The sequence below is a fragment of the Rubripirellula obstinata genome (assembly GCF_001642955.1).
In the GTDB taxonomy this organism is placed as follows: Bacteria; Planctomycetota; Planctomycetia; order Pirellulales; family Pirellulaceae; genus Rubripirellula; species Rubripirellula obstinata.
The window spans coordinates 203,219-228,214 of the sequence record NZ_LWSK01000001.1 but is presented as its reverse complement, the minus strand read 5'-3'; the positions used below and the strand labels follow the sequence as shown (position 1 = coordinate 228,214).

The window sequence follows — 24,996 nt, the reverse complement described above, 5'->3', positions numbered from 1 at the left end:
ACAGGCGAATCGGTGGTTCAGATCCAATTTATCGCAACGGTTCGCATTCTATTTTGAGCGATAGAAGCGATTTCCCAGCACCTGTTCGAGCAAAAACACCAACAGAGCCAACAGCATTGCTGGCGAAGTCAACGAAATTCGCTGGCTCGATTGCTGGCTGGTCAACGTGATTTGATCTGGCTCGGTCGCGTAAACCCAACCATCGCTGCCCAACCATTGATCCAGCTTGCTTCGATCAATCCGGTCCAATTCAATCGCATCGTCGGACAAATTTGCTGAGAACCCAGTCCCCGACGGGCCACCTTTGATCCAATAGACGCCAGGCGACCGAGTGTCGGCGACGGTGATCGATTGCGATGATTCCCCCGAACGAGGGTCGGCATTTTTTGCTTCCACCGTTTCTGCTTCCACTGTTTCTGCTTCCACTGGGATCGGCGGGGATCCGTCGGGAGCGAAAATTTGCAAACGGATTCCGCTGCTTTTAGAGAGCTTGTTTTCGCTCGACCGTTCAGCATCACGTTCCAACGATTGCGTCCACGGCGTTCCCACCATCGTCATCATTTCTCTTGATTGCCGTCCAGTTAAGTAGTCGATGCTTTGACGCGTCAACAACCAAGCCGGCCAAGGATCGATTCCGAACAGCCGATTCCACGACCGCGTTTTGTTTGCCAATGCGGGAAGCGGCGTCGTCAAAATCAGCGTTCGACCAACCGCAGCGGATTCTGGATTGACGCTTTCGCGGGCCAGCATCGCTGGATGTTCTGTTCCGGCAAAACGAAACAGCACGGTGTCCCGCACGGTCGGTTCGACTTGCCAGTACTGAGTCACCGCAAAATCGTTCCACGGCGTATCTCCGCCGAGTGATTCCGTCGCCGGGTGCATCGCATCGGTGATTTGGAAAAACGTGCCCGGTTCTGGTACTCGCCATCGCCGGATCAGTAACGGCAGCCACGCGGAATCATCAGCGTTTCGCGTTTCCGCGTTCTGATTCGCCGACGGACCAAGCGCCACCAAGACTCCGCCACCGCTGGCCAAGTAGTTTGCGATCGCGGGATCGGAAAGCGATTCACTGGGCGGATCCAGCATCGCGACGGCGTCGTAGTCCGACAACCGCGCGACCGGCAAATCGCCGTACCCAATTCGCTCGGTCATGAATTCTATCCCCGCCTCCGTGCCAGCGCTAACCGACGCTGTGATCGCGTCTTCGATTACCTTGGCTTCTTTGCCCGCATCCTCTTCATCACCACTAACAATCAACACCGAAGACGGCGGCAGCACCGCGATCGAAAAGTACCGTTCATCGTCGGCCGCCATCGCGTCTTCGCCAACGATTCGTAAACGTCCGTGGTGCGTCCCAACCGGCAACCCCGGAATCGTGAACAACAATTCGCTGGCGGCACCGGCAGTGATTTCGGCGGTCGTTCGGTCCACGCTGGTCAGTGGCGGATAAACCACGTCACCATCACGAACCACCGGCAACCCTGATTCGGTTTGGTACAGTTGCGCTTCGACCGTGACTGAATCGGCGACGGTGTCAGAATCGTCGCCAAAACTTTTCGAGTCGAGTGTCACGCTGATGGACATCGGTGAATTTGCGGGCGGCGTTGGATCAGCCAAACGCATCGACGTCAGCGAACGATTGACTCCGCGGAATTCACCGGTGTCAAAAACGGTTAGCGAAACTGGCTTTGACTCGTTTGCGGTTTCGCTCAACTGTTTGGAAAGCAGCGTTTCCAGATTGGGGTCATCCCAGGTGCTGTTTGCCAAATCGGTCAGCACCAGCACGTGACGGTTTTCCAACTCGCTGCCTTGCACCAACTGAGTCGCCGATTGCAAACGCGATACGATGGACCTTGGCAGCGATGTCGGCTCAGTCGATTCCAACTTCGACAGCGCACCGGCAACATCAAGCGAAAACGAAGCGGGCGTGGCGGACCGATCCAACACGGCAATCCGGCTGGTTCGCGGCAACTTGGCAATCACGCCCGAGGCCACGTCAATCATTCGCTCGGTGCGATTATCGTTGGCGGTTTTCCATCCTGATGTCAATGAATTGTCAACGACAATCGCGATGGCGATCGGCCCAGAATCGTCGATGGCAACCGAAGGGCCTGACGCGAACGTGACCACGCCCCACAACATCGATCCCAACATCAACACCGCCGCGCTGCCGGCCAATCCGTAGCGAATCGCACGTGACTTGTCTTGCACAATTGCGATCGTCGCCATGATCAACAACGCAATCCCGGCCGCCGCGATCAACCCAATCGACAACCAAGTGACCGATAACGATTGGTGAATCGCAGGCCGGGCCAACGCTAGCGCCAATGCAGCGATGGCCAAAATTCGCATCGCCAACAACCACCAACGTCGGACCCGCAACCGGCTGCGGTTGGACTCAAAACGTTTGGTCAGGAACGCGATCGAAGGGAACGTGACCTTCTTGGGTTCGCGCCGGGCGATCAGGTGCAACACCACCGGCACGACGGCCGCCAACGTCCCCAGAATTAAAGTGGCGTTTAAAAAACTCATCCGCTTCGCTGACGCTGAATCAAGTACTCGGTCAGCGCCGTGTCAAACGGCATACTGGTGTCAAGCGGCACGTAGTCCACTTGCAGGTTGCTGCACGCGGCGCGATAGCTATCACGAAATTCTTCGATCTGTTTCAGGTAGTCCTCGCGAAAACCACCAGCATCGACGGAAACGGTTTGTCCGGTTTCGGAATCTTCAAATTGAACGGGGCCGTCGTAAGGAAAGTTGACTTCGGCTTCGTCCATCACATGAAAAACAATCACATCGTTGCCACCGTGACGAAGCCGAGCCAGTGCGGACACAACGTCGTCCAAGCCACCGGCTTCGTCACCGGAAACGGTACTGTTACTCGAATTAACACTGTTACTCATATGAATACTGGGCAACAGATCAGAAAACAGCATCACTAGCGAATGTTGTTTCAGCATCGCGGCTAACTGCATCAGCGACGCGGGCAGATCGGTCCGGCCGGTCGGTTCCAACCGTGAAAGCTGAGCCATGACGTCACCGAGATGTCCGCGGCGACTTCGTGCGGGCAAAACAGCCTTCATCTTTTCGTCGAACGTGATCAGCCCAACCGGATCTTGCTGCATCGTCATCAAGTAGGTCAGCGCTGCGGCCAAGCAGGTGCAGTATTCAAACTTGGTCATCGATTGCGATTGAGTGAAGCCCATCGACTTCGACAAATCCATGACCAGGTAACCGGTCAGGTTTGTTTCCGATTCAAATCGTTTGGTGTAATACTTATCCGTCTTGGCGTAGACCAACCAATCGATCAGTCGCGGGTCATCGCCGCGGTTGTAACGCCGGTGCTCACTGAACTGGACCGAAAAGCCTTGGAAGGGACTGCTGTGCAAGCCCTGCAAGAACCCACGCACCACCATCCGCGCACGAAGGTCCAACCGTTTGATTTGCTGAAGCGATTCGGGGGAAAGGAGCGTGGCGATGGGACAATTAGGGTAGTGCCGACGTCGCGTTTTCGCCGCGTCGAAGGCAAGGCATTTCAGTGCCGGAGGCACGACAGCACTTAGCCTGGGGCGGCAGCCCCAGGAATGATACAAAACCGAAACCGAAGCCCCGGAGGGGCGACAGCGAATCTAACTTTGGGACGTGCTGTCGCCGCTTCGCGGCTAAAATTAAGTGAGTGTTTTGGGAACGCAACGAAAAGTAATTCAGCCATTCCTACCCCTTCATCTTCTCGGGTTCGGGTGGCTTAATCTCTTCAATCAATCGATCGACGATATCATCGGTGCTCATGCCTTCGGCTTGCGATTGAAAATTGGTTGCGACGCGGTGACGTAGCACCGGTTTTGCGATTCGCTTGACGTCGTCGGGATCGATGCTGAACCGTCCATCCATCGCTGCAATCGCTTTGGCACCGGCGATTAGGTTCTGACCCGCACGCGGTCCGGCACCCCAATCGACCAAATCGCGAATGTACTGGGGCGCGGATTCGTCGGCTGGACGTGTCGCTCGAACTAAACGCGAAACGTAACGAATCACGTACGGGTTGACCGCGACACTGCCGACCAACTTTTGAATGTTCAAAATCGCGCGTGACGATAAAACTTTGTTGACCGACGGCGTTTCGCCGCGGGTGGTCGCGGTGAGAATTTGTTCTTCTTCGGCTGCGGTTGGATAGCCGACTTTGATGTTGAACATGAAACGGTCCAATTGAGCTTCGGGCAACGGATAGGTGCCTTCCTGTTCAATCGGGTTTTGTGTCGCGATCGTGAAAAACGGTGACGGCAGCGGTTTGGTATCGTTACCGACCGTGACCTGCCGTTCCTGCATCGCTTCCAAAAGTGCGGCTTGCGTTTTTGGCGGCGTTCGGTTGATCTCGTCCGCCAACAGGATGTTGGTGAAGATCGGGCCTTCGACAAAACGAAAACTGCGTTTACCGGATTCGTCTTCTTCCAAAACCTGGGTACCGGTGATGTCCGACGGCATCAGGTCGGGGGTAAACTGAATTCGCTTGAAGGAAACGTCCATGATATTGGCCAGCGTGCTGACCATCAGCGTCTTGGCCAGCCCCGGGACGCCTTCAAGTAAGACGTGACCGCGGGTAAAAATCGCAGCCAGCAGTTGCTCGATCGTGTCATGTTGCCCAACAATGACCTTGCCCAATTCGCTGCGCATGGTCTGTTGGTGGTCGGCAAATTCGCGCAGCACGTCACCAAGGTTGCGTGCCGGCCCCCCAGTTGTCGCTGAATCGGTTGTGGCCGAATCAGGCGTTGGATTGGGCCCAGAATTGGGCGACGTCGGTGGTGGAGGTGGAGGAGTGCCGGTCATGATGAAAAGATTACAGTCCTTTGTTGGAAAGACGGAATGATAACATGCAGGCGAATCGATGGCGCTGTGACGTCTTTAGCCACGAAGTGGCGGCAGCACCTAGCCTGGGGCGTCAGCCCCAGGACCGAAACGAACCCGGACCCAAGCCCTGAAGGGGCGACACAAAGCCAAGTGTTGCAGTGCTATCGTCCCTTAGGGGCTAATGACGCGAACGGTTCAAAAGTCCTGGGGCTGACGCCCCAGGCCGTGAAGAGTTTTGGTCCCGCAAAACACGTGTTAGTTCGTTTAGCCGCGTTGGGCATCGCCCCGCGCGTTCGGGGCCAGCGCGACGCGCGGGGCGATGCCCACGCGGTTAAACAATTTAGAAACCCTTCACGGCGTTGGCTGACGCACCAGGCCAAACGCTGTCGCATCTTCGGCGCTGTCGCCCTATTCCTCCTAGCCTTCGCCTTTTCTCCAAATCCTGCGCATGCCGACATCGATGCGGCCAGCGTTCAACGTTCGATTGACCGCGGAGTTGCCTATCTTCGCAAAATGCAAAACGATGTTGGCGGTTGGGAAGAATTCAACGGACAACCGTGCGGCATGTCGGCGCTTTGCACGCTGGCGATGCTCAATTGCGGCGTCAGCAAGGATGATCAGGATATCGTGCGAGCGATGCGCTACCTGCGAACGTTCGAGCCTGATCAGACCTATTCAGTCGCATTGCAAACGTTGGTGTATTGCCAATTGGGCGCGGCGGGCGACTTGCCGCGAATTCGCCGCAACGTGCAGTGGTTGGTCGAAGAACAAATTGACGCAGGCGGCCGATTCAACACCAACCCAGGCGGATGGACATACAACCGAGGCCAAGGCAGCGGCGATCCATCGAATTCACAATTCGCGGTGCTGGCGTTAGGCGCAGCAGCGGATCGCGGGATCGAAGTCGAACCTGAAACGTTCCAGCGAGCGATTGCCTATTGGACCGATCGGCAAAAAGGCAGCGGCGGATGGTCCTACCAAAAACGTGGCGACCCGACCGGCAGCATGACCTGCGCAGGCATCGCATCGGTGATCATCGCACGAGGGCGGCTGAGTGATTCCAGTTCAAAAGTTGTCGGCGATAACATTCAATGCTGCGGCGGCGAGCAATCTGAAAAGGATCCGGTCGAAGAAGGTCTGAATTGGCTAGCCAGAAATTTTACTGTTCAGGGGAACCCGTCGTCTGACAACAAGATGACGTACTTCTATTATCTGTACGCACTCGAACGCGTTGGTCGTTTGTCGGGACGACGATTCATCGGCAACCATGATTGGTACCGCGAAGGTGCCGAGCGAATTGTCGCGCTGCAAGATGATTTCCAAGGCTTTTGGCCGTCAACGGGACCGCTGGAACCGGTCAACGTGACCACGTCGTTCTCGTTGCTGTTTTTGAGCAAGGGAAAACGCCAAGTCGTGGCGGCAAGGTTGCAGCACGGCAAGGATGACGCGAAGTCCGATTGGCAGCAGCATCCCGACGGGCTGCGTCAATTGGTGCGGCAGGTCGAACGTGATTGGAGACGCGATTTGACGTTTCAAACCATCGACTCGAAAACCGCCAAGTTTGCTGACTTGTTGCAAACGCCTGTCCTGATCATCAGCGGCAGTCGACCGCTCGAATTCACCGACGACTTTGTCGAACAATTACGCAGCTACATCGACCAGGGCGGCACGATCTTTTTTGAATCCGATTCAGGTGACGGATGCGGACCGGCGGGACCGTTCGCTCGCAGCGTGCAAAAACTGAGTCAGCGGTTGGTCGATGATGCTGTGATGGAAAAGTTGCCTCCGGATCATCCGGTTTGGTTTGCTGAGCGAAAAGTGGCACCCGCGGCGATCGACAAAGATTTCTGGATGTATGGCGTGCAAGCTTGTTGTCGCACCAGCATTTTCTTTAGTCCGCGTAGTCTGTCTTGCCGTTGGGAATTGGCGGATTTGGTGTTCCGCCGCCAACCGATCGCGGAACCGGCGAAAGAACAAATCAAAGCAGCGGTGGGCATCGGCGAAAACATGATCGCCTACGCCACCGGTCGCGAACTGAAAGACAAATTGGAAAGCCGGTTTGTGATTGAGGGAAGCGAATTGCCCGAAGGCCGACGCGGTGTCAATCAATTGGCAACGCTGGCGGTCGATGCAGGTGGACAAGAAGCCCGGCGAGCACTACGAAATGCGGCGACGCTGATCGCCGCTCGCGTTCCTGTTGACGTCAGTGCCGCGGCCGCCCCAGTGAAGCTCGCTCGCGAAGAATTGATCGGTGTTGATGTGTTGTGGGTTCATGGCCGAACTGAATTTCAATGGACGCGGTCTGAACGTGAATTGATTGCCGAGTACTTGGACGACGGCGGCGTCATCTTGGGGTCGGCAATTTGTGGCGAGGACGCGTTTGCAAAATCGTTCCGACGTGAAATCGAATTTATCCTCGGCGATGGATCGCTCAAGCCGGTGCCGCCCGACCACGCGGTGATGAACGTTCCCGGTTCGTTCGACTTGACCGGCGTCACGATCCGAACACCGTCACCGCGAGGCGAATCGGTCAGCAAGCGAATCGCTGTACCTCAATTAGAAATGGCTCAAACGGACGGCGAAGTGATTGGCGTGTTCTTTTCGCCGCTGGATCTAAGCTGCGCTTTGGAAAGCCCCAACTCCATCCAATGCCCAGGCTACAGCACCGAAGACGCCGCCAAAATCGTGGCTAACCTAGTCGTGTTTTCGCTGCAGCAGTGATGGCCGATTGATGAATTCCCAGGATCGTTGCTGGCGATCAGGTGCGGTGACACGTAAACTAGAAACGCGACGCCAAAATTCTCGTTACCGTTGATTTCCATCATGTCCACTGCACCGCAATCATTCTTGACGCCCCAGCAGTATCTTACCTGCGAACGAGAGGCTAGTTTTAAGAGCGAGTTTTATCGCGGTGAGACGTTCGCGATGGCGGGTGCTTCGCGGGAGCACAATTTGATTGTTGGGAATATCGTCGGTGAAGTTCGTAACTCGCTGAAGTCGCGTGACTGTGAAGTGTACCCGAGCGATCTGCGGGTGAAGGTTTCGGCAACGGGACTGTACACGTACCCGGATGCCACGGTCGTGTGCGAGGATCCTCAATTCGAGGATGACCAAATGGACACGCTGATCAACCCGACGGTCTTGTTTGAAGTACTGTCGAAATCGACGGAGAGTTATGACCGTGGGACCAAGTTTGCTCAGTACCGCAGCATCGCTTCGCTGAAGGAAGTCGTCTTGATTACCCAAGACCGATTCAGTGTCGAGTCGTTCGTGCGCCGAGACGATGGTTCATGGTTGTTGCGTGAAACGGTGACCCTGGACGAGTCCGCTGAATTCTCATCGATCTCCGTGACCGTTCCGATGTCGGAGATCTATCGAAACGTCAAATTCAAGTCCGCGTAGGCCGTAGCGAGTGGAGCGAGTTACGGCAGTTGCACCCATCGCAACAACAACGGGCGATTGATGAATTCCCCAGGATCGTTGCTGGCGATCATGTGCGGTGACACGTAAACTAGAAACGCGATCTTAAAATTCTCGTTACCGTTGATTTCCATCATGTCCACTGCACCGCAATCATTCTTGACGCCCCAGCAGTATCTTACCCGTGAACGAGAGGCTAGTTTTAAGAGCGAGTTTTATCGCGGTGAGACGTTCGCGATGGCGGGTGCCTCGCGGGAACACAATTTGATTGTTGGGAATGTTGTTCGCGAGGTTGGTAACTCGCTGAAGTCACGCGACGGTGAAGTGTACACGAGCGATCTGCGGGTGAAGGTTTCGGCAACGGGACTGTACACGTACCCGGATGCCACGGTCGTGTGCGAGGATCCTCAATTCGAGGATGACCAAATGGACACGCTGATCAACCCGACGGTCTTGTTTGAAGTGCTGTCGAAATCGACGGAGAGTTATGACCGTGGAACCAAGTTTGCTCAGTACCGCAGCATCGCTTCGCTGAAGGAAGTCGTCTTGATTACCCAAGACCGATTAAGTGTCGAGTCTTTCCTCCGCCAAGACGATGGTTCATGGTTGTTGCGTGAAACGGTGACCCTGGACGAATCCGCTGAATTCTCATCGATTTCCGTCAGCGTTCCGATGTCGGAGATCTATCGAAACGTCAAATTTGAGTCTGCGTAGGCCGGAACAAGCGGAGCGAAGTTCCGGCAGTTGCATCTTTTTGTGTTGGATTGCCGGAACTTCGCTCCGCTTGTTCCGGCCTACATCCGTTTGCGAAACCGCCTAGATGCCAGTGTTTTAGGCGATTTCCGGTGGGCAGGAAGAATTGGGCTGAAAGCCGCTTGTCGTGTTCTGGGGCAGTCGCGTACACTCTGGGGCCCGAAAAATACAATCCTGGGTAATCCCCACCGCACCTATTTGATTCTGAAACGATGGCAAAGAGCAAGAAAAAAGCCGAAACGATCTTTCTGGTCTGTGAAGAAACCGGCGATTACAACTACAGCTACCGCCGCAAACCCGGTGGCGAAAAGCTGCGTTTGCTGAAGTACAGCGCACGCCTGCGTAAGCGAACTTGGCACAACGAAAAGAAAAAATAGCCGTCTTTTGCGGATCTTTGCAAGTAGCAAGTTGGCCGTTACTAAGTTGGCCGTTACCGAGTTGGCCGTGTGGATCTAAGCGACACACGGCGATCTGTCGCATGGCCTGTTTCGCAGGGTAGTTGTTGTACACGGAGGGACCAGATGCAGCGGAAATGGCGGGTCATCCCACACGACTCCTCGCGAGTCGATTCACTGATCCGCGACGCTCGGGTGCCCGCAATCGTGGCTCAGTTGCTCGTCGGTCGAGGGGTCTACAGCTCTGCCGACGCTGAAATCTTCCTCGCGACCAAATTGAAAGGTCTGCGTCCGCCGGAAACTTTGCCCGGCGTCGAAACAGCAGTCCCGATCCTGAAGTCGGCAATTGAAGACAAACTGCCGATCGTGATCTACGGCGATTACGACTGCGATGGAATGACCGGCACCGCGATCCTGGTCAACGGAATTCGATTGCTTGGCGGCGATGTTTCTTATCACGTGCCCAACCGCTTGGAAGATGGCTACGGCCTAAACGAAGATGCGATTCGCAAACTAGCCGATCGCGGCAAAAAGCTGATCGTGTCGGTGGACTGCGGCATCACCAGCGTCAGCCACGCAAAACTGTGCCGCGAACTGGGCGTGTCGCTGATCATCACCGATCACCATACCATCGGCGAAGAACTTCCCGACGCCGACGCGCTCGTGCATCCGCGTCTGCCGGGAACCAATTATCCGTTCGGCGAACTTTGCGGTGCCGGTGTCGCGTTCAAATTGGCGTGGGCACTTTGCCAGGAAATTTGTGGCAGCAAAAAAGTCACCGAACCGCTGCGACGCTACCTGATGCAATCACTGACGCTGGCGGCGATCGGAACCGTTGCTGACGTGGTGCCGTTGTTGGACGAGAATCGCATCTTGGTCGAACACGGGTTGAAGATGTTGCGAGCCGAGCCGTTGGCCGGTTTGCAGTCGCTAATGAAAGCCGCCAGCATGGATCCAAACGCGACGCTGGATACTGAGAGCATCGCGTTTACGATTGCACCACGATTGAACGCGGCTGGACGATTGGGGCAAGCTCAACTGGCCGTCGAATTACTGACGTCCGGTGCCGGCGATCGAACTGAATCGCTGGCGAACTACATTCATGAACTGAACAACAGTCGCGATACCCTTCAGCGAAGTGTTTATTTGGCGGCCCAAAAACAAATCAAGAATGACTTTGATGCTGAATCGGACGCCGCGTTTGTGTTGGCGGGTGTGGGTTGGCATCCAGGTGTGATCGGCGTCGTCGCTGGACGATTGGCTGAAAAACATGCCAAGCCAGTTTTGGTTCTGTCGCTGGATTCAGCGGGCAAAACCGAAGCGACCGGATCAGGACGCGTCGGCGGCACTGGCATCGACCTGTATGATGCATTGGCACAGTGCAGCGAACGATTGGTTCGATTTGGTGGTCACAAAGCGGCCGCCGGGTTGACGATCGATGAGCGTCAGATTGAAACCTTTCGCGACGACTTTTGCGAAGCCGTTGCCAAGCAATGGACCGAACGAGAAATCGTGCCAGAGATTGTGATCGATGCCGAAGCACCGCTGGGACAATTGAACCTAGAAACGATGAAGCAAATGGATATGCTGGCACCGTTTGGTGCAGGCAACCCGCGTCCGACTTTGTGCAGTCGCGGTGTGGTTGTCGAAGGCGAAGCCAGCTTGATGGGCAAGACGAAACGACACTTGACGGTTCAACTTCGTCAGGGCAACAAGACCATTCGCGCCGTCGCGTTCAATGCTGAAACGTGGTGCGACGAACTAAACAACATGACCGAACCTTTTGAAATTGCGTATCGCCCGGTTGTGAATGAATTCCGTGGCTATCGCAGCGTTGAAATCCACCTGGTCGATTGGCGGCCAGCTCACCAACCCTTAACTGTATGACATCTGTGCCGACTGCAACTCGACAAAAAATTGGATCCTTAAACTGCATCGTCGTTGACGGTGGCCAGCAACCGACGGTGGCCGTGATCATTTGCCACGGCTACGGTGCGTCGCTTGATGACTTGGCACCGCTGGCTGGTGAATGGCTAACGATGCTGGGTGACGACGCGAGCGAATTTCGTTTTGTGTTCCCCGATGCACCGCACTCGTTGGCCGAATTGGGCATGCCGACCGCGCGTGCTTGGTGGCCGATCAACATGGCACGGCTGGCGCAAGCGGTTCAGGCCAACAGCTTTGATGATCTGCACGATGAAACGCCGCCAGGAATCGACGAAGCACGCGCAGCGCTAGATGAAGTCATCACGGAAACGCTCGCCGGCATGCCGACCGAAAATCCTCGCTTGGTTTTGGGTGGTTTTTCGCAGGGTGCGATGTTGACGATGGACACAACACTGCGGGGCACCAACGAACCGCCTGCTTTGCTGATCCAGTTTTCGGGAACCGTCATTTGTCGCAGTCAGTGGCAAGATGCGGCGAAGGATCGGCTATCGAAAACGAAGATCTTCCAGTCGCATGGTAAGATTGATCCGGTGTTGCCATTCGATAGCGCCGTCGTGCTGCGTGATTTGCTTCGCATGTCCGGAGCCAAGTTGGAATTCCACAGCTTCCAAGGCCCGCACACGATCGACGGACCGTCGGTCGAAAAGGTTGCCTTAATGTTGGCTGATGTGCTGACACAGCCGAGCGAAGAAGAACTAGATGAAGAATTGGGCGAGGACTTAGGCGACGAAGTCAATCAAGCCGGTGAAGCTGTCTCGGAATCACACGCTAATGATCGCTAGTCGTCGGCCAGCCGAAAACGAATTGCTGTCTGAATACCAGCAGGAATTGCTGGCCAAACTTCCCGGCGATGACGTCATTGCCGTCATGAATGACCAGTTGTTTTGGATGTGCGAACTGGCCAGCCATCTTTGCACTCAGCAGGTAGACATCGTTCATTCGCCGTACACTTGGACCGTGCGGCAGGTGATCGAACACTGTGTTGATGCCGAGCGAGTGTTTGGTTATCGAATCCTTCGCGCGGCGGCCGGCGACACCACGCCGCTGCCCAGTTGGGATGAAAACGCGTACGCCAATGCTCGGTTTGGTTTGGGCACGTTCAGCAATCTGATCAGCGAATTGGGTGCGACGCGTCAATCCAACCGGCTGCTTCTGATTCGTATTCAGCCGGCGGCATGGGAACGCAAAGTGTCGGTGGATTCAAATCCAATCAGCGTTCGCGCGATGGCATGGATTGCGGCGGCTCACCTATCGCACCACCTAGAGATCATTGAACAACGCTGCCAGGTATCCGTCGATCGCAAATATGCAGATCGCAAATATGCAGATCGCAAATACGCAGATCGCAAGTGTCCAGGGTAGCCATGGATTTTCTAGCCGACTTTACCGCGATTGATTTTGAAACTGCGAGTCGGCGACGGGACAGCGCGTGCCAGTTGGCAGCGGTGCGAGTTCGCGGCGGCCGGATTGTTCACGAAGCGATGTGGATGATCAAACCACGTCCAATGCAGTTCAGTGCTGGCAATATCCACGTTCACGGAATTACGCCTGATCGAGTTCGCGACGAACCCGAGTTTGGTGCGATCTGGGACGAGATTTCTGAGACGTTTGGCGATGATTGTTTGGTCGCCCACAACGCAAGCTTTGACATCGGAGTCTTGATTGCGTGCCTGCAAACGCACCGCAAACCGATTCCGCAAATCAATTTTTCATGCACCCGCGCTGTTGCACGTCGGACGTGGCCACACCGCCGCGGTTTTGGACTCAAACCGCTCAGCGATTGGCTGGGAGTCCGATTCAAACACCATGATGCACTGGAGGATTCAATCGCGTGTGCCAAAATCATGCTGGCCGCCGGAATCGATCAGGAAGCGACGTCGTTGGAAGATCTCGAGAAGCGATTGAAGCTGACACGAGGCAGTGCGGGAGATTGGGGATACCGCGGGCCGACAAATATGCGACGGCAGCGTAAAAAGCAGACACCTGCATCGCCCACGCCTACTGCTACCACCGGGCCACCGACGCCTCAGCAGCCTGTTTTTGATTTGCAGCGATTGATGATTCGTGCCGAATTCATCAGACCGCTTACCGGCAAGCGAATTGTGTTCACGGGTCGGCTTAGCGTGATGGATCCGCAGCAGGCTGAATCGCTGGCCAGTCGGCTTGGTGGAACTTGCGAAAAACAGGTCAGTCAGCAAACCGATTATGTCGTCGTTGGGAAGGAGCAAAGAGCGCCAGCTGGCACCAGCGCCGCGATGAGCGTTCACGAGGAAACCGTCAAAACGCTGCGGAAATCAGGCAGCACGATTGAGATATTGGACGAAGAGAGTTTTCTGAACTTGATCATCTCGCAAAAGTAGAGCTGCCGATTGGTCGGCCGTAACAAGTCTCCAATCACGCTGATCTAAACCGTCCCTGATCCCGCCAGGGTTCAGTTCAAGATCGGTTTAAGTTCCACTGAACCCTGGCGGGATCAGCTACGGGCAGGTCGCAGGCAATCTGTAAGGTCGTTGTTAAATCGACACTTCGCTAAGGATTCAGCTTGGGATTGTTCTTGTGACGGTCGGCGTCTCTGATCGTCTTCTTATCCAGGTTGCGACGAAGCGCGTCGCTCAGATCGATACCGGATTGGTTGGCTAAGCAGATGGTTACAAAGAGAACGTCTGCCAGTTCATCGCCAAGATCGCCCAGGCTGGCTCCGGCCTTGAGTGATTGCTGGCCCTTGGTTCGAGAGAGTATCCGAGCGACCTCGCCGACCTCTTCGACCAATTGTGCCAAGTTGGTCATTTCATCAAAGTAGCGAACACCGATCGATCCAATCCAATCGTCTACCTGCCGCTGTGCATCTCGCAGGGTTAGTTCTTCTGATGGCTGATTTGATGTCATAAAAGAAGACTTAAGTTGAGGAAAACGAAGCGTCGTTGACTCTTCCGAGCGATTCGATCGACAGTGTGCGATAGCGAGCATAGCAGCCGAAAAGTTGTCGAAAAGCCGACAATGCGGCCAGATTCCCCCTTGAAGGTCGCGACCGGCTATTATCCTAGGCAACGCAGAAACTATGTAACCGTCGCAACCAGAACCGATTTTGACGTTGTCTGTGTTGATATCCAGATCACGTCTTTTGGCCGTGACCTGCACATGCCATCATGCCGTCTCGCCGGGCAAGAGAAGTGTTTCGCACTGAATAAAGACCTGGCATCGATCGCGTCTACACACGACTTTTTTGGGTGAAATCATTTTGGAAACCTCTTCTGACTCTCGGGCCGCCAGCCTCGAACCGATCAGTGACGAAGCACCAGGATTCACCGCAACGACCGACGTTGACGATTGTCCTTTGTATCTGGAGGACATTTCCGTCGGCGACCGTTGGTTCAGTCCTACGCGAGAAGTCACCGCCGAAGACGTCGCCGATTTTGCTTTACTGACTGGCGACAATGATCCACTTCATAGCGAAGACGGTATCGATTCGCCGTTTGGCGAACCGGTCGCTCATGGGCTGCTTGGGTTAAGCATGTTGGCCGGTCTAAGCACCGAGGCACCCAAAGTCGCAACGCTGGCGTTGGTCAGTATTGCCGAGTGGCAGTTTGAAGCACCGATCTTTTTTGGCGATGTCGTTCGTGTTTCAACGCAGGTTGAATCGATCCAGCAACATGGTCGCCGAGCCGGCCGAGTGACCTGGTTGCGTCAACTTCTGAACCAGCAAGGTCGCGTCGTTCAACGAGGGCGGTTCATCTCGCTGGTTTCAACGAAGGCTCGGGCACGTCGATTGACTGGCCAGGAAAGCGATTCGGCTCGGCCCCGTTCACCTCGTTAGAACTGTTCACCTCGTTAAACTGTTCACCTCGTTAAGACTGTTCACCTCGCTAAAGCTGCCCGCCTCGCTAAAAACAGTTTCATCACCACGCGAGTTCTCATGCTTCTGATTGCGACTGATGAAGCCGGATACGGTCCCAAGCTTGGACCGCTTGTGGTCGCTGCGGTTGTTGGCCGAATCGAATCCGGTTCTGTGTCGCTTCAGAAAGACGAAGTCGTTGCTGCCTTTCAACCGATGATCAATCCGGTTTTGATCGACGGACGCAAGGTTCGGATTGACGATTCAAAATCAGTCTACAAATCCGGGGCGGGACTGTCTGGGTTGCATCACGTTGTTTCCGCCAGCCACCATTGGTGCGGCAATCGCCTGAACGATGTCATGGACATCATCCGTCACGTCGCCAACGAAGATCAACAAGATATCGCGGCGGCACCGTGGCTTGACCGAATCGAACCACAGCCATTGACGCCAGAGACTGAAACCGCTGCGGCGATCAATCAATGGCGATCGGCAGGTTTTGATTTGATTGACGTTCAAGCACGTGTCATCACCGCCAAGCGGTTTAACCAGTTCTGTTGCGATGGTCAGAATAAAGCAGACCTATTAACAGCATCCACACTTGGCTTGGTCCGAGACGCAATCAGCCAAGACAAGCAAGGCGACGACATCCAGGTCTTCTGTGACCGACATGGTGGACGCCGCTATTACGCCGATGCGATTCGCAGTTTTTTTCCCGAAGCAAACACGGAAGCGATTTCAGAAACCAAACTAGAAAGTGTCTATCACGGATCAGTCGGCGATCGTCAAATCCGATTTGCGTTTACGGTTAAAGGCGATCGATTTACTCCGGTGGCCCTCGCATCGATGCACGCGAAATACTTGCGAGAACGTTTCATGGGTTCATTGAACGCATATTTCCTGTCACACCATCAGGGTGAAAATTCGCCAAAGCCCACCGCCGGATATCCAGTGGATGCGGACCGTTTTTTAGAAGAGATCAGTGCGACAATTACCCAAGAAGGCATTGATCACGCGGATTTGGTGCGGGCGCGGTAAGGAACGTGCGACTTTTTATAGTCGCCTTTCGCTCCGCGAAAGCAGCGGATTCGCTACTTTCGCGGAGCGAAAGGCGACACTAATTTCCCGCTCGTTCCTAAACGCATTTTTCTTGCAATGACCGGCTCAATCGCGTTACGATGAGAACGTGCTGGCAACGGCATCGGCGAGCGACCGATGGGTCACGCCGCTCTTCTACTCTCACTGCGGAGTCTTCTGATGCGACATTTCTATGCTCGACGCGTCTTCAAAACTAGGGCTTTCACCTTAGTCGAGATATTGACGGTGATTGCCATCATCGGGATCTTGATGGGCTTGTTGTTGCCGGCAGTGGGTAGAACTTTGGCTGCCGCAAGAGCAAGTCAGTGTTCGGCTAGGCTTGGCCAGATGGGAATTGCAATCGTTGGTTACGCCAGTGACCGCGATTCGCTTCCTGGTTACTTACAAAAATTTGGCGAGTTCCAAGGTGGAGTCGATCCAGCCGATCCGGGCAATTTTGGTGGTGCCGTCCCGCGCCACTTCAAGATTGGTGGGTGGCCGATTGCAGCCATGTCAAAGCTGGACAACCAGCCGCTCTATGAAGTTTGGTCGATGGATCGCTATCCGTTGATCGCGGACGACGGCGGCGAACGCGCGCCGTCGTTCGATGGATACAGTGCGGCTGCATCGCCGGTTTACGAAGCGTTTATTTGTCCCAGCGGCAGCGGGCATCTTTCCTCACGCGGGTTGAACCACTTTGTCGCCAACACGGGCATGCACGCGCCGTCTGGTTTCTCTTACCAACGGCCAGGCCAATCGACGGTGGCCGTTGATTTTTTACGTTCGATGTCATCGGCCAATGGTTTGTTCAACAATCGGTATGCAGGTTTCAACCCAAGCAACCCGTCGCAATTGATGCCCGTTGGAAAGCGGGTTCGATTGGACGACATCACCGATGGTGCATCCAGCACGTTGATGTTGAGCGAGAACCATCAAGCGATGCCATTGCATACGACGGCGCTGACGGGCAACGCGAATCATTTGATGAACATCCAAACGGTTTCGGGAAAAGAGGTCATCGCATCGCCACCGGTTGCGCGTTACCTGCAAGGAGCATTGTGGCATTTTGAAGATCCCACCGGGTTCGCTTCGGCTCCGCCGGTTAATCCTGTTCATAAAATCAACGGCGGCGACGTCTACGAACTGCAAATGAATTCAAGCAACTTTGCAGACGTTGCCCGTCCATCATCACTGCACATTGGCGGTGCCCATGTGGCAATGGCAGACGCCAGCGTACGATTCTTGGTCGATAAGATCGATTATCGCGTTTACCAATCCATGATGACACCGCATGGCAAATCCAGCGATGTACCGATGAACGAGTTTCTAGCAACTGAAGCCTTCTGAAACGGCGTGTGAAACACGTTAGAGATCTATTGACCTTTCACGTTATCAAATCGTACCTTCCGCGATGAACGAAACGCTCTCTCGCTTGTCACGGACTTACGGTTGGATCGCTCGAATCCATTTTGGCGGAACTGGGTCGCATTGCTGTCGATGACAGTCATGGCTGTGAGCGGCTGCGCGACTTGGAAAGAAATCGGTTCGCTTGATTTGATTGACAAGACTTCCGACGCTAGGAATGCGGCCCCAGTCAACAGTTCAGCGGGCAACAGTTCAGCAGTAAGCAGTTCAGCGGGCAACCTTTCCAGGATTTCCGCATCGAAGGTCTTGCTGGACGTTGAATTCGTCAACATCGATCTGCGAAACACCAAGGCGAAAGATCGAGCTGCGATCTGGGATTGGGTCGACGAATCAGCGGTCGATAACCGCCAACGCTACCAGCTTTTTGAAAACGGCATGCGAGCGGGCTTGGTTGTCGATCCGCAAAGCTTTCGCAGTCACCTCCATTCGATGACGGCCACCAAAGACGTCGTCGATGAATTTCTGGCATCGGCTTCGATTGCCAGTGACATCCAGGGCGGCGGACAGCAAATCGCCATGCGAATGGGACGCCGATATGAACTGCCGCTCCGCGAACCGATCGAAGGTTCACATGTGACGCTGGTTCGAGTCGATGACCAAGTGGTTGGGCGGACCCTTCATGAGCCACAATTCTTGTTCACCTTACAAGCAAGCGAATTGACGCCGGACAGTCGCATGCGTTTGCGATTGCGTCCAGAAATTCAACACGGCCAAATGCGGCAGCAGTTCGTCGGTGGCGGAAGCAATTCGGGATTGCGAATTGATCAGCGACGTGAATCCTGGTCGTTGCCATCGTTGGATCTCGATTGGCTGTTGGGCAAAGATGAGTTGATCGTCATCACAGCCGATCAATATCCAACAAGCAAAGATGACGGCTCCGTTCATCAAGACGATTCATGCTTGGCAACCCAAATGTTCACGGGAAAAAACGCCGACCATCGTGATGAGCAATTGGTCCTGCTGATCCGAGTCAAGCAACTCCCCAAGAGTGTTCCTGAGTAAAGAACCAGGAACATCGCGGTTGCATTTTTTTTGAGGCCCAGCGGTTTGGCAGTCGCGGACGGCCCCTCAGAAATCGTTCACAGTGTTTCTAGTGGTCTGTCACAGCTTAATTTTAGGGTAGTGGATCTTGTTAAAGATCCTATCGCGAGAGGATCTTTAACAAGATCCACTACGGCACACCCTAATTCTTAGCTGAGACAAGCCACTAGAATGCAGGCACGCTAATCGGCCGACGTTTTTGTAGGCAGTAGCGAGTGGAGCGAGTTACGGCATTTTTGCAGCCCTGCCGTAACTCGCTCCACTCGCTACGGCCTACTTTAGGGCCTCCAGCCGATTAGCTTGCCTGCACTTGTGTTTTTAGGCGGGCCGGCATTGTGCTTCCACCGCTCTGCGACTCTCTCTACGAATCGGACTGCGAAGACGATGGCGACTTGGCATCCAATTGGATCAATGGGCTGGCCGTGACGTTCTGTGGGCGATTTTGGCTGCACGAACCGCAACTGCTGGTGTAGTTTTTGCCTCCGCCGACTGCGCTGGAAACGACGCGATAGATCTTTCGGCCCAACCACACCAGGGCGGCGAAGACGATCAGAGCAGTGATGATGGGTTGCCAAGGCATCTGGTATCTCCGTCTAAAAGATTCGCGAACCGACCTGGAAAGTCACCAAGGCACCAACGTAGGCTAGCACCGTCATGTAAGTAAAACTCAGCACTGGCCAGAACCACGAATTGGTTTCGCGGCGGATCACTAGCAGCGTGCTGACGCACTGGGCACACAACGCAAAGAATACCATCACTGACAAGGCAACCGGCAAGGTGTAGACCGGCGAACCATCGGGATACTTCGACGCTCGCATCGCCCCGATCAATCCGTCATCGTCTTCCTCGCCACCGAGCGAGTAGATCGTTCCCAAAGTCGCGATGATCACCTCCCGCGCCGGGAAGCTAGCGATCGCACCGACGCCGATCTTCCAATCCCACCCAAGCGGACGGACGATCGGTTCAATCGCGTGACCTGCTTTGCCAAGCAAGCTGTTTTCAATCAGGCTGCCCTTGACCTCATTCAGCTCAGATTTTGCCGCGGCGTAAGAGTCCAAGTTGGATTGGTCGGATGCTTCCATCGATTCCAACTGAGTTTCCAATTCAAACTGACGCGTGTGATCGCCGGGCCAAAAACCTGCAAACCAGATCAAAATCGAAGCCGCAAAAATCAAGGTGCCAGCTCGCACGACGAAAGCCACGCTGGCCTGCCAGACTCTTGAAAAGACCACACGAAGAGCTGGCAATTTGTATTCAGGCAATTCTAAAACGAACGGTGCCGCGTCACCTCGCAAGATCGTCTTCTTCAAAACCCAAGCCACGGGAACGGCAACAACAACGCCTACCAAGTACATCGACATCAGCACCAATGCCGGCAACGACATCCAACCGCCCAGGTACTTTGTCGCCGGTACAAATGCACCAATCAACAAAAGGTAAACCGGCAATCGAGCGCTACAGCTCATCAGCGGTGCCACCATGATCGTCGTCAAACGATCGCGACGACTTTCAATCACGCGAGTCGCCATGACGCCAGGAACGGCGCAAGCAAACGAACTCATCAACGGCAAAAACGACTTACCGCTCAGCCCAAACGCTGACATCATCCGGTCGACGACGAACGCGGCGCGAGCCATGTAGCCGCAATCTTCTAGTAACGCCAAAAACAGAAACAACAACGCAATTTGTGGCAGGAAAATCAATACACCGCCCACGCCCGCGATGATTCCGTCGGTGATCAGGCTGCGCAACATACCCGGCGGCATGATCGCAACGACACCGTCGGACACCCAACCCGACAAACCGTCGATCACGTCCATCGGAATCCCAGCAAAGGAATAGATGGATTGGAAGATCGCGAACATGATCAACATAAAACTGATCAGTCCAAAGACGCGGTGCGTCAAGATTGCATCGATGCGGTCGGTCCAGCCGGAATGATCAGAGGAACCTTTCTGGATAACACCATCCAACTGCGCCAGCGCCCAAGCGTAGCGGGCGTCGCATTCGCGGTCGATCAAATCGACCGACGCGCCGCCAGCGTCACTGTCAAAAATTTGCTTCCGCTGATCCAAGATGGCTCGCGTGATACAGAAACCATATTGCTGGGACAAAAACGTCTCGGCAGTCGGCGATCCAACGGCCGCATGCTGGCCATCGATCAGTGCGCGTTGAATCATAAAGGGATTGGGCAACGAACCGTGCGGCACGTTATGTTCCACCAAGGTCTTCATCACCGAGTCGGTGGCTTCGGCAAACGCGGCTGGCAACGGCGAGCGAGGATCAGGACGCGGAATGCGATTGTCTTCTGAGGGCTCAGTTGAATCTTTGCCAGTGTTTTGGGTCGCACACTGATCGGCGATCAAGTGTTTCAGTTCATCGATGCCGATTCGCCGCGATGCCGAGGTCGCGATCACAGGCACACCCAAATTCTTGGCGAGTCGATCGGTGTCAATTTTTACGCCACGCGACTGCGACGCATCGATCATGTTCAACACCACGATCATCGGCTTCCCCAGTTCCATCAACTGGCTTACCAAAAACAGATTCCGACGAATCATCGTGGCGTTGACGACGCACACGATCAAATCGATCGGCTCTTCCTTATCGACGTCGCCGGTTAAAACTTCAACGGCGACCATTTCGTCAGGCGATCGCGGGGCCAGCGAATAGGTGCCGGGTAAATCGACTAGATCAATCGAATGTCGCTCACCCGATGATGTTGACGCATAACAACGGCCAACCTTCTTTTCGATGGTGACGCCGGGATAATTCCCGGTCCGCACATTCAGGCCCGCAAGTGCATTGAACAGCGTGCTCTTGCCGGTGTTGGGATTGCCCACCAACGCGACTCGATAATGCCCCGCAGAAAGTATGTCAGTATTGGATGGACTGATTGATGCACTGGGCGGCACACCAGTGGTCTCACTCGGAGGATCGGAAGCCGTCGACATGGTGATGCGCCGAGTAGAGTAGAGAGAAAGCCAAGCGGAGGGCTAGGCGATCAGTTCGACTTCGACCCGCTTTGCTTCTCCATTTCGCACAGCGATCCGAGCGTCCGCCAAACCGCATTTGACCGGCCCGCTAAAAGGAGCACGGCAGACGTATTCAACCCATTCACCGGCAACAAAGCCCATTTCTCGCAAACGCGATGAAACGCTATCCACGCCTTGAATACGCAAAATCCGGCCACGTTGTCCGGGTGTTAGCTGGTCGAGTGTCATCGAGAATTCACGTAAGAAGTGGTCCAAACTGGCGCGACAGCGACAACCGCTGTTGCGAACGACTCTCATTAAGGTCGAAGTGTGGCTGGGGCGGCCTGAATTGTCAAGGTGATTGCCAATTCGTTGGCCGGTCGGGGTGCCAGCACTCAAATCGATTTGAGTTCAAAAGTAGGCCGTAGCGAGTGACGGCAGTGCTGCCAATTTGGATGCCTGCGTCCGTCGCGGGCGAGGCTAACCAGCGGGCGAAAGCTCGGATCGCTTTTGGGCGATAATTTCCAGCAACGCTCGCTGTGGCTTGACGAACTTATCGACACCTTCGGTCATCAAGGCGTCCTGCATGGCTGCGGAATCGAGTGCTGCATCGATTTCGTCTTGGATGGCCTGATCAGGCATTTGGTCGACCGTGCGATGAAATTCGATGCCACTATCGACGGCTGCTTGGTTGGTTTCCGGCGGGTTGGTCTGAATATCGCTACCGGCAAGTGCTTCGATGTACTTTGTCGGTGGGTCGGACGGGTTCTTGGTTCCCGTGCTGGCGAAAATCAGTTCTTGTTCCAGCTTGGTGTTCTTGTCCGCCCAGAAGTCTTGATTCTTTTGCCAGATTCGTTTGGCGTTCAAAATCCCGACCTGGCCCTGGGATGATTCCGACAGGCCGGCCAGATTCTTTTCGGTGTAGACGTCAATTCGCGACAGAAAAATGCTGTAGACACTCTTGAAATGGTCCAGCGAATCACGTCGCTGGGCACCGCGCCAAACCGCATCGCGGGCTTGAGTGTATTGGTCATCGGTGAAAATCAGGGTCACGTTCAGCGTGACGCCGGCGGCCGCTAATTCCTCCAAGGCGGCAATCCCGGCGGGCGTCGCGGGAACCTTGATCATTCGGTTGGTGTGTCCTTCATTCCACTTTTTGCCAGCTTCGATGTACTTTTTGGTTCGCTCGGCGTCACTGAGCCCCAATGTCGGATCTTCCAACAGCGGATCCAATTCAAAGCTGACCCAGCCGACATTTCCGCCGGATTCTTTGTTCAGGCTGGCAAATTTATTTTGTGCATCGATGACAAGATCGTCGGTCAATTGCCATGCGATCGCTTCGTCGTCGTGACCAGCGGCCAATAGTTCTTCGATTCGTTTGTCCAACCCGCCGTCTTTGACAATCGAAGAAATGATGGCGGGGTTGCTGGTCGCACCGACCGCTCCCCAAGCTAAATTCTGATCAACCAATGCTGGTTCGACCGAATCGAGGTACAGTTTTGTTCCGGTAGAAATGAGCGACGCAATCGAATCAGCCATGGAAAATATCTCGGAGTGTCTGTGGAGTTTGGTGAGGGTGCCAGGTTTAGTCGAGTTGACTTACCCAGCATTCTAACGGATTTTGAGACGACGCAAATTCATGGATCAGGCGAAAACCAATGAAACAACTCAGGGGACTATGGCGAGACACTTGGTGGCTCTGGATCGGCTTTGTTTTGGTCACGATTGGCTTTTCATTTCTAATCGGCAAGTATTTCTTGCTGCTGTTGCCTTGTTTGCCGATTCCACTGGTGTATTTCGCGTTTAATCGATACGACGAAAACGGCGACGAAAAGGCTGATTTGGGCAGTTAGGAACTGTCCCGAAATAACTTCCCGGCTTTCCCGTAGTTTTCCCGTAGCTGGGCCCGCCAGGGTTCAGTCCATAATTAGCTGTACCCAACGCCGTGAAGGTTTTCTAAACCGCGTGAGCATCGGCCCGCGGGTTCAGGGTTGCGGGTTCAGGGCCCGCGGGTTCGGTTGCACGTTCGGAGCGCACGACGCGCGGGGCGATGCCCAACGCGGCTAAACGAACTCATCCGCGTTTTTCGGGGTCAAAACTCTTCACGGCGTTGAGCTGTACCCGACTGAACCCTGGCGGGCCCAGCTACGAAGGATTTCGGCAAATACGGAATTTGTTTCAGGAAAATTCCTTCGGGGCGGCATTTGGCGGGCCCGGAAGCACACTCGGGCCGCTGGGGCAAATAAAAACGAGATAATTTTTCGCGCCCAGGTGAAAAACGTGACCTAGGTTTCTGATAGACCGGCCTTTCCACCGGCTTATCGAACCACCACTAGGTCCAAAATGTTTCACCGCCGCCGCCACGACCGACGATCGCCAGCAGGAATGAAACCTGCGATGCGGCGTGGAAGCGCCTCGATTGAATGCGTGCTCATCTTTCCAGTGCTGCTTACCTTGACCATCGGCACGATCGATGTTTGCTCGGCAATGTTCTTGAAAGAATCGGCGGTTCTGGCTGCTTACGAAGGCGCCCGCCAAGGTGTCGGACGCGGGTATTCCAATCAAGACGTGGTCAACCGAATTCAAGAATTCTTGGACGAACGCAACATTCAATACGAAACGTCAGACATCACGATCAGTTCGCCCGGATTTGGTGCAGCCACCACGCTGCAACCGGTCACGGTCACCGTTGCCATTCCCGCGGCCGGAAATCTGTTGATGCCATCGGAAGTCATCGGAAATCTAAGAATGGATGGCAGTGTCACGATGGTCAAAGAGTACGAGAATCTGGAGAACGGATCATGATTCGAAATCGCTACTCAGTTCGCAAACGCAATTTTGGCCGACGAAAAAATAAGATTGGCCGATTTGCGGGTTCACGGAACCGTGTTATTCGCACCGGAGCCGCTGTTGTCGAATTTGCGATCGTTGCCAATGTGATGTTCTTACTGATCATGACTTGCATCGAATTCGCACGAATGAACATGGTTCGTAACTTGGCGCAAGACGCCGCGTACTTTGGTGCCAGACAAGCCGTCGTGCCGGGTGCCACATCGCAAGAAGCCAAAAACGTTGCAGACGGAATCATGGGTTCCATGTTGTCGGGGGGATACACCATTAGCGTGACCGACGTTGATGCCGATTCAACAGAGATCGCTGTCACCGTGGAAGTCAATCTCCACGATGTCGCACTGTTTGTTCCACTCTTTCTTCCCAATTCATCCATCCAAACACAAGCCAAAATGCGTACTGAACGCTACGACGGCTTCTTCGAACAGTGAGTGTT

24 protein-coding genes are annotated in these 24,996 nt (G+C 54.6%); 15 read left to right on the top strand and 9 right to left on the bottom strand.

What is annotated here, in order from left to right; translation table 11 throughout:
- Positions 1–48 precede the first annotated feature (48 nt).
- From RC85_RS00960 to RC85_RS00950, 3 genes are all read right to left on the bottom strand, one after another.
- Complete coding sequence (locus RC85_RS00960) at positions 49–2,532, bottom strand: BatA domain-containing protein (RefSeq protein ID WP_068257979.1); 2,484 nt, start codon at positions 2,530–2,532, stop codon at positions 49–51.
- Entirely contained in the window at positions 2,529–3,479 is a 951-nt protein-coding gene (locus tag RC85_RS00955) for a DUF58 domain-containing protein (protein WP_068258013.1), read from the bottom strand. The genes RC85_RS00960 and RC85_RS00955 overlap by 4 nt, the downstream gene beginning before the upstream one ends.
- A gap of 235 nt (positions 3,480–3,714) precedes the next feature.
- On the bottom strand, positions 3,715–4,704 hold the full coding sequence (locus RC85_RS00950; RefSeq protein ID WP_235033508.1) for an AAA family ATPase: 990 nt from the start codon (positions 4,702–4,704) through the stop codon (positions 3,715–3,717).
- A 654-nt stretch (positions 4,705–5,358) separates the two neighbouring features.
- Between RC85_RS00950 and RC85_RS00945 the strand changes: the two genes are divergently transcribed.
- Both RC85_RS00945 and RC85_RS00940 read left to right on the top strand, forming a co-directional pair.
- A complete protein-coding gene (locus RC85_RS00945) occupies positions 5,359–7,566 on the top strand; it encodes a DUF4159 domain-containing protein (RefSeq protein WP_149752924.1) in 2,208 nt (735 codons plus the stop codon).
- 102 nt (positions 7,567–7,668) lie between these two features.
- Positions 7,669–8,247 (top strand): Uma2 family endonuclease, encoded by a 579-nt coding sequence (locus RC85_RS00940; protein WP_068257978.1) that lies wholly within the window; start codon positions 7,669–7,671, stop codon positions 8,245–8,247.
- Positions 8,248–8,267: 20 nt separating this feature from the next.
- On the opposite strand, the gene RC85_RS28840 is transcribed toward RC85_RS00940, so the two are convergent.
- A complete protein-coding gene (locus RC85_RS28840) occupies positions 8,268–8,402 on the bottom strand; it encodes a hypothetical protein (RefSeq protein ID WP_261340463.1) in 135 nt (44 codons plus the stop codon).
- On the opposite strand from RC85_RS28840, the gene RC85_RS00935 reads away from it, so the two are divergent.
- The 6 genes from RC85_RS00935 (at position 8,401) to RC85_RS00910 (ending at position 13,720) form a co-directional block, all read left to right on the top strand.
- Positions 8,401–8,979: a Uma2 family endonuclease gene (locus RC85_RS00935; RefSeq protein WP_068257977.1), complete on the top strand. Its 579-nt coding sequence runs from the start codon at positions 8,401–8,403 to the stop codon at positions 8,977–8,979. The genes RC85_RS28840 and RC85_RS00935 overlap by 2 nt on opposite strands.
- Positions 8,980–9,230: 251 nt before the next feature.
- Complete coding sequence (gene rpmG / locus RC85_RS00930; protein WP_068257976.1) at positions 9,231–9,395, top strand: 50S ribosomal protein L33; 165 nt, start codon at positions 9,231–9,233, stop codon at positions 9,393–9,395.
- 144 nt (positions 9,396–9,539) lie between these two features.
- Complete coding sequence (recJ, locus tag RC85_RS00925) at positions 9,540–11,300, top strand: single-stranded-DNA-specific exonuclease RecJ (RefSeq protein WP_068257975.1); 1,761 nt, start codon at positions 9,540–9,542, stop codon at positions 11,298–11,300.
- 5 nt (positions 11,301–11,305) lie between these two features.
- Positions 11,306–12,142: an alpha/beta hydrolase gene (locus RC85_RS00920; protein ID WP_235033389.1), complete on the top strand. Its 837-nt coding sequence runs from the start codon at positions 11,306–11,308 to the stop codon at positions 12,140–12,142.
- A complete protein-coding gene (locus tag RC85_RS00915) occupies positions 12,132–12,722 on the top strand; it encodes a DinB family protein (protein WP_068257973.1) in 591 nt (196 codons plus the stop codon). Before RC85_RS00920 ends, RC85_RS00915 begins: the two co-directional genes overlap by 11 nt.
- A gap of 2 nt (positions 12,723–12,724) precedes the next feature.
- Positions 12,725–13,720: an exonuclease domain-containing protein gene (locus RC85_RS00910; RefSeq protein ID WP_068257972.1), complete on the top strand. Its 996-nt coding sequence runs from the start codon at positions 12,725–12,727 to the stop codon at positions 13,718–13,720.
- A 169-nt stretch (positions 13,721–13,889) separates the two neighbouring features.
- Here RC85_RS00910 and RC85_RS00905 read toward each other — a convergent pair whose 3' ends face one another.
- Positions 13,890–14,246 carry a nucleotide pyrophosphohydrolase gene (locus RC85_RS00905; protein WP_068257971.1) on the bottom strand — a complete coding sequence of 119 codons (357 nt, stop codon included), beginning with the start codon at positions 14,244–14,246 and terminating at the stop codon, positions 13,890–13,892.
- Positions 14,247–14,598: 352 nt separating this feature from the next.
- Between RC85_RS00905 and RC85_RS00895 the strand changes: the two genes are divergently transcribed.
- From RC85_RS00895 to RC85_RS00880, 4 genes are all read left to right on the top strand, one after another.
- A complete protein-coding gene (locus RC85_RS00895; protein ID WP_235033388.1) occupies positions 14,599–15,174 on the top strand; it encodes a MaoC family dehydratase in 576 nt (191 codons plus the stop codon).
- A gap of 99 nt (positions 15,175–15,273) precedes the next feature.
- The gene (locus RC85_RS00890) at positions 15,274–16,230 is read left to right on the top strand and encodes a hypothetical protein (protein ID WP_068257968.1); all 957 of its coding nucleotides are present in this window, start codon (positions 15,274–15,276) and stop codon (positions 16,228–16,230) included.
- A gap of 219 nt (positions 16,231–16,449) precedes the next feature.
- Complete coding sequence (locus RC85_RS00885; RefSeq protein WP_162273154.1) at positions 16,450–17,616, top strand: DUF1559 family PulG-like putative transporter; 1,167 nt, start codon at positions 16,450–16,452, stop codon at positions 17,614–17,616.
- 150 nt (positions 17,617–17,766) lie between these two features.
- Complete coding sequence (locus RC85_RS00880; RefSeq protein WP_162273153.1) at positions 17,767–18,696, top strand: hypothetical protein; 930 nt, start codon at positions 17,767–17,769, stop codon at positions 18,694–18,696.
- Positions 18,697–19,096: 400 nt separating this feature from the next.
- On the opposite strand, the gene RC85_RS00875 is transcribed toward RC85_RS00880, so the two are convergent.
- The 4 genes from RC85_RS00875 to RC85_RS00860 all read right to left on the bottom strand — a co-directional run bounded on the left by RC85_RS00875 (position 19,097) and on the right by RC85_RS00860 (position 23,249).
- Positions 19,097–19,315, bottom strand: a complete 219-nt coding sequence (locus RC85_RS00875) for a FeoB-associated Cys-rich membrane protein (RefSeq protein WP_068257965.1) — start codon at positions 19,313–19,315, stop codon at positions 19,097–19,099.
- A 13-nt stretch (positions 19,316–19,328) separates the two neighbouring features.
- Entirely contained in the window at positions 19,329–21,689 is a 2,361-nt protein-coding gene (gene feoB, locus RC85_RS00870; protein ID WP_084422236.1) for a ferrous iron transport protein B, read from the bottom strand.
- 42 nt (positions 21,690–21,731) lie between these two features.
- Complete coding sequence (locus RC85_RS26030; protein WP_084422235.1) at positions 21,732–22,109, bottom strand: FeoA family protein; 378 nt, start codon at positions 22,107–22,109, stop codon at positions 21,732–21,734.
- Between the two features lie 81 nt (positions 22,110–22,190).
- Complete coding sequence (locus tag RC85_RS00860) at positions 22,191–23,249, bottom strand: transaldolase family protein (protein WP_068257964.1); 1,059 nt, start codon at positions 23,247–23,249, stop codon at positions 22,191–22,193.
- Positions 23,250–23,368: 119 nt separating this feature from the next.
- Between RC85_RS00860 and RC85_RS00855 the strand changes: the two genes are divergently transcribed.
- The 3 genes from RC85_RS00855 to RC85_RS00845 all read left to right on the top strand — a co-directional run bounded on the left by RC85_RS00855 (position 23,369) and on the right by RC85_RS00845 (position 24,991).
- Entirely contained in the window at positions 23,369–23,563 is a 195-nt protein-coding gene (locus RC85_RS00855) for a hypothetical protein (protein ID WP_068257963.1), read from the top strand.
- Positions 23,564–24,053: 490 nt separating this feature from the next.
- On the top strand, positions 24,054–24,515 hold the full coding sequence (locus RC85_RS00850) for a TadE family protein (protein WP_068257962.1): 462 nt from the start codon (positions 24,054–24,056) through the stop codon (positions 24,513–24,515).
- Positions 24,512–24,991: a TadE/TadG family type IV pilus assembly protein gene (locus RC85_RS00845; protein WP_084422234.1), complete on the top strand. Its 480-nt coding sequence runs from the start codon at positions 24,512–24,514 to the stop codon at positions 24,989–24,991. Before RC85_RS00850 ends, RC85_RS00845 begins: the two co-directional genes overlap by 4 nt.
- Positions 24,992–24,996 lie beyond the last annotated feature (5 nt).

Coding starts and splice junctions, on each gene's coding strand:
- RC85_RS00960 (WP_068257979.1), bottom strand. CDS start 2,532: ATGAGTTTTTTAAACGCCACTTTAATTCTGGGGACGTTGGCGGCCGTC.
- RC85_RS00945 (WP_149752924.1), top strand. CDS start 5,359: ATGCAAAACGATGTTGGCGGTTGGGAAGAATTCAACGGACAACCGTGC.
- RC85_RS00940 (WP_068257978.1), top strand. CDS start 7,669: ATGTCCACTGCACCGCAATCATTCTTGACGCCCCAGCAGTATCTTACC.
- RC85_RS00935 (WP_068257977.1), top strand. CDS start 8,401: ATGTCCACTGCACCGCAATCATTCTTGACGCCCCAGCAGTATCTTACC.
- RC85_RS28840 (WP_261340463.1), bottom strand. CDS start 8,402: ATGATGGAAATCAACGGTAACGAGAATTTTAAGATCGCGTTTCTAGTT.
- rpmG (WP_068257976.1), top strand. CDS start 9,231: ATGGCAAAGAGCAAGAAAAAAGCCGAAACGATCTTTCTGGTCTGTGAA.
- recJ (WP_068257975.1), top strand. CDS start 9,540: ATGCAGCGGAAATGGCGGGTCATCCCACACGACTCCTCGCGAGTCGAT.
- RC85_RS00915 (WP_068257973.1), top strand. CDS start 12,132: ATGATCGCTAGTCGTCGGCCAGCCGAAAACGAATTGCTGTCTGAATAC.
- RC85_RS00910 (WP_068257972.1), top strand. CDS start 12,725: ATGGATTTTCTAGCCGACTTTACCGCGATTGATTTTGAAACTGCGAGT.
- RC85_RS00905 (WP_068257971.1), bottom strand. CDS start 14,246: ATGACATCAAATCAGCCATCAGAAGAACTAACCCTGCGAGATGCACAG.
- RC85_RS00890 (WP_068257968.1), top strand. CDS start 15,274: ATGCTTCTGATTGCGACTGATGAAGCCGGATACGGTCCCAAGCTTGGA.
- RC85_RS00885 (WP_162273154.1), top strand. CDS start 16,450: ATGCGACATTTCTATGCTCGACGCGTCTTCAAAACTAGGGCTTTCACC.
- RC85_RS00880 (WP_162273153.1), top strand. CDS start 17,767: ATGACAGTCATGGCTGTGAGCGGCTGCGCGACTTGGAAAGAAATCGGT.
- RC85_RS00875 (WP_068257965.1), bottom strand. CDS start 19,315: ATGCCTTGGCAACCCATCATCACTGCTCTGATCGTCTTCGCCGCCCTG.
- feoB (WP_084422236.1), bottom strand. CDS start 21,689: ATGTCGACGGCTTCCGATCCTCCGAGTGAGACCACTGGTGTGCCGCCC.
- RC85_RS00860 (WP_068257964.1), bottom strand. CDS start 23,249: ATGGCTGATTCGATTGCGTCGCTCATTTCTACCGGAACAAAACTGTAC.
- RC85_RS00855 (WP_068257963.1), top strand. CDS start 23,369: ATGAAACAACTCAGGGGACTATGGCGAGACACTTGGTGGCTCTGGATC.
- RC85_RS00850 (WP_068257962.1), top strand. CDS start 24,054: ATGTTTCACCGCCGCCGCCACGACCGACGATCGCCAGCAGGAATGAAA.
- RC85_RS00845 (WP_084422234.1), top strand. CDS start 24,512: ATGATTCGAAATCGCTACTCAGTTCGCAAACGCAATTTTGGCCGACGA.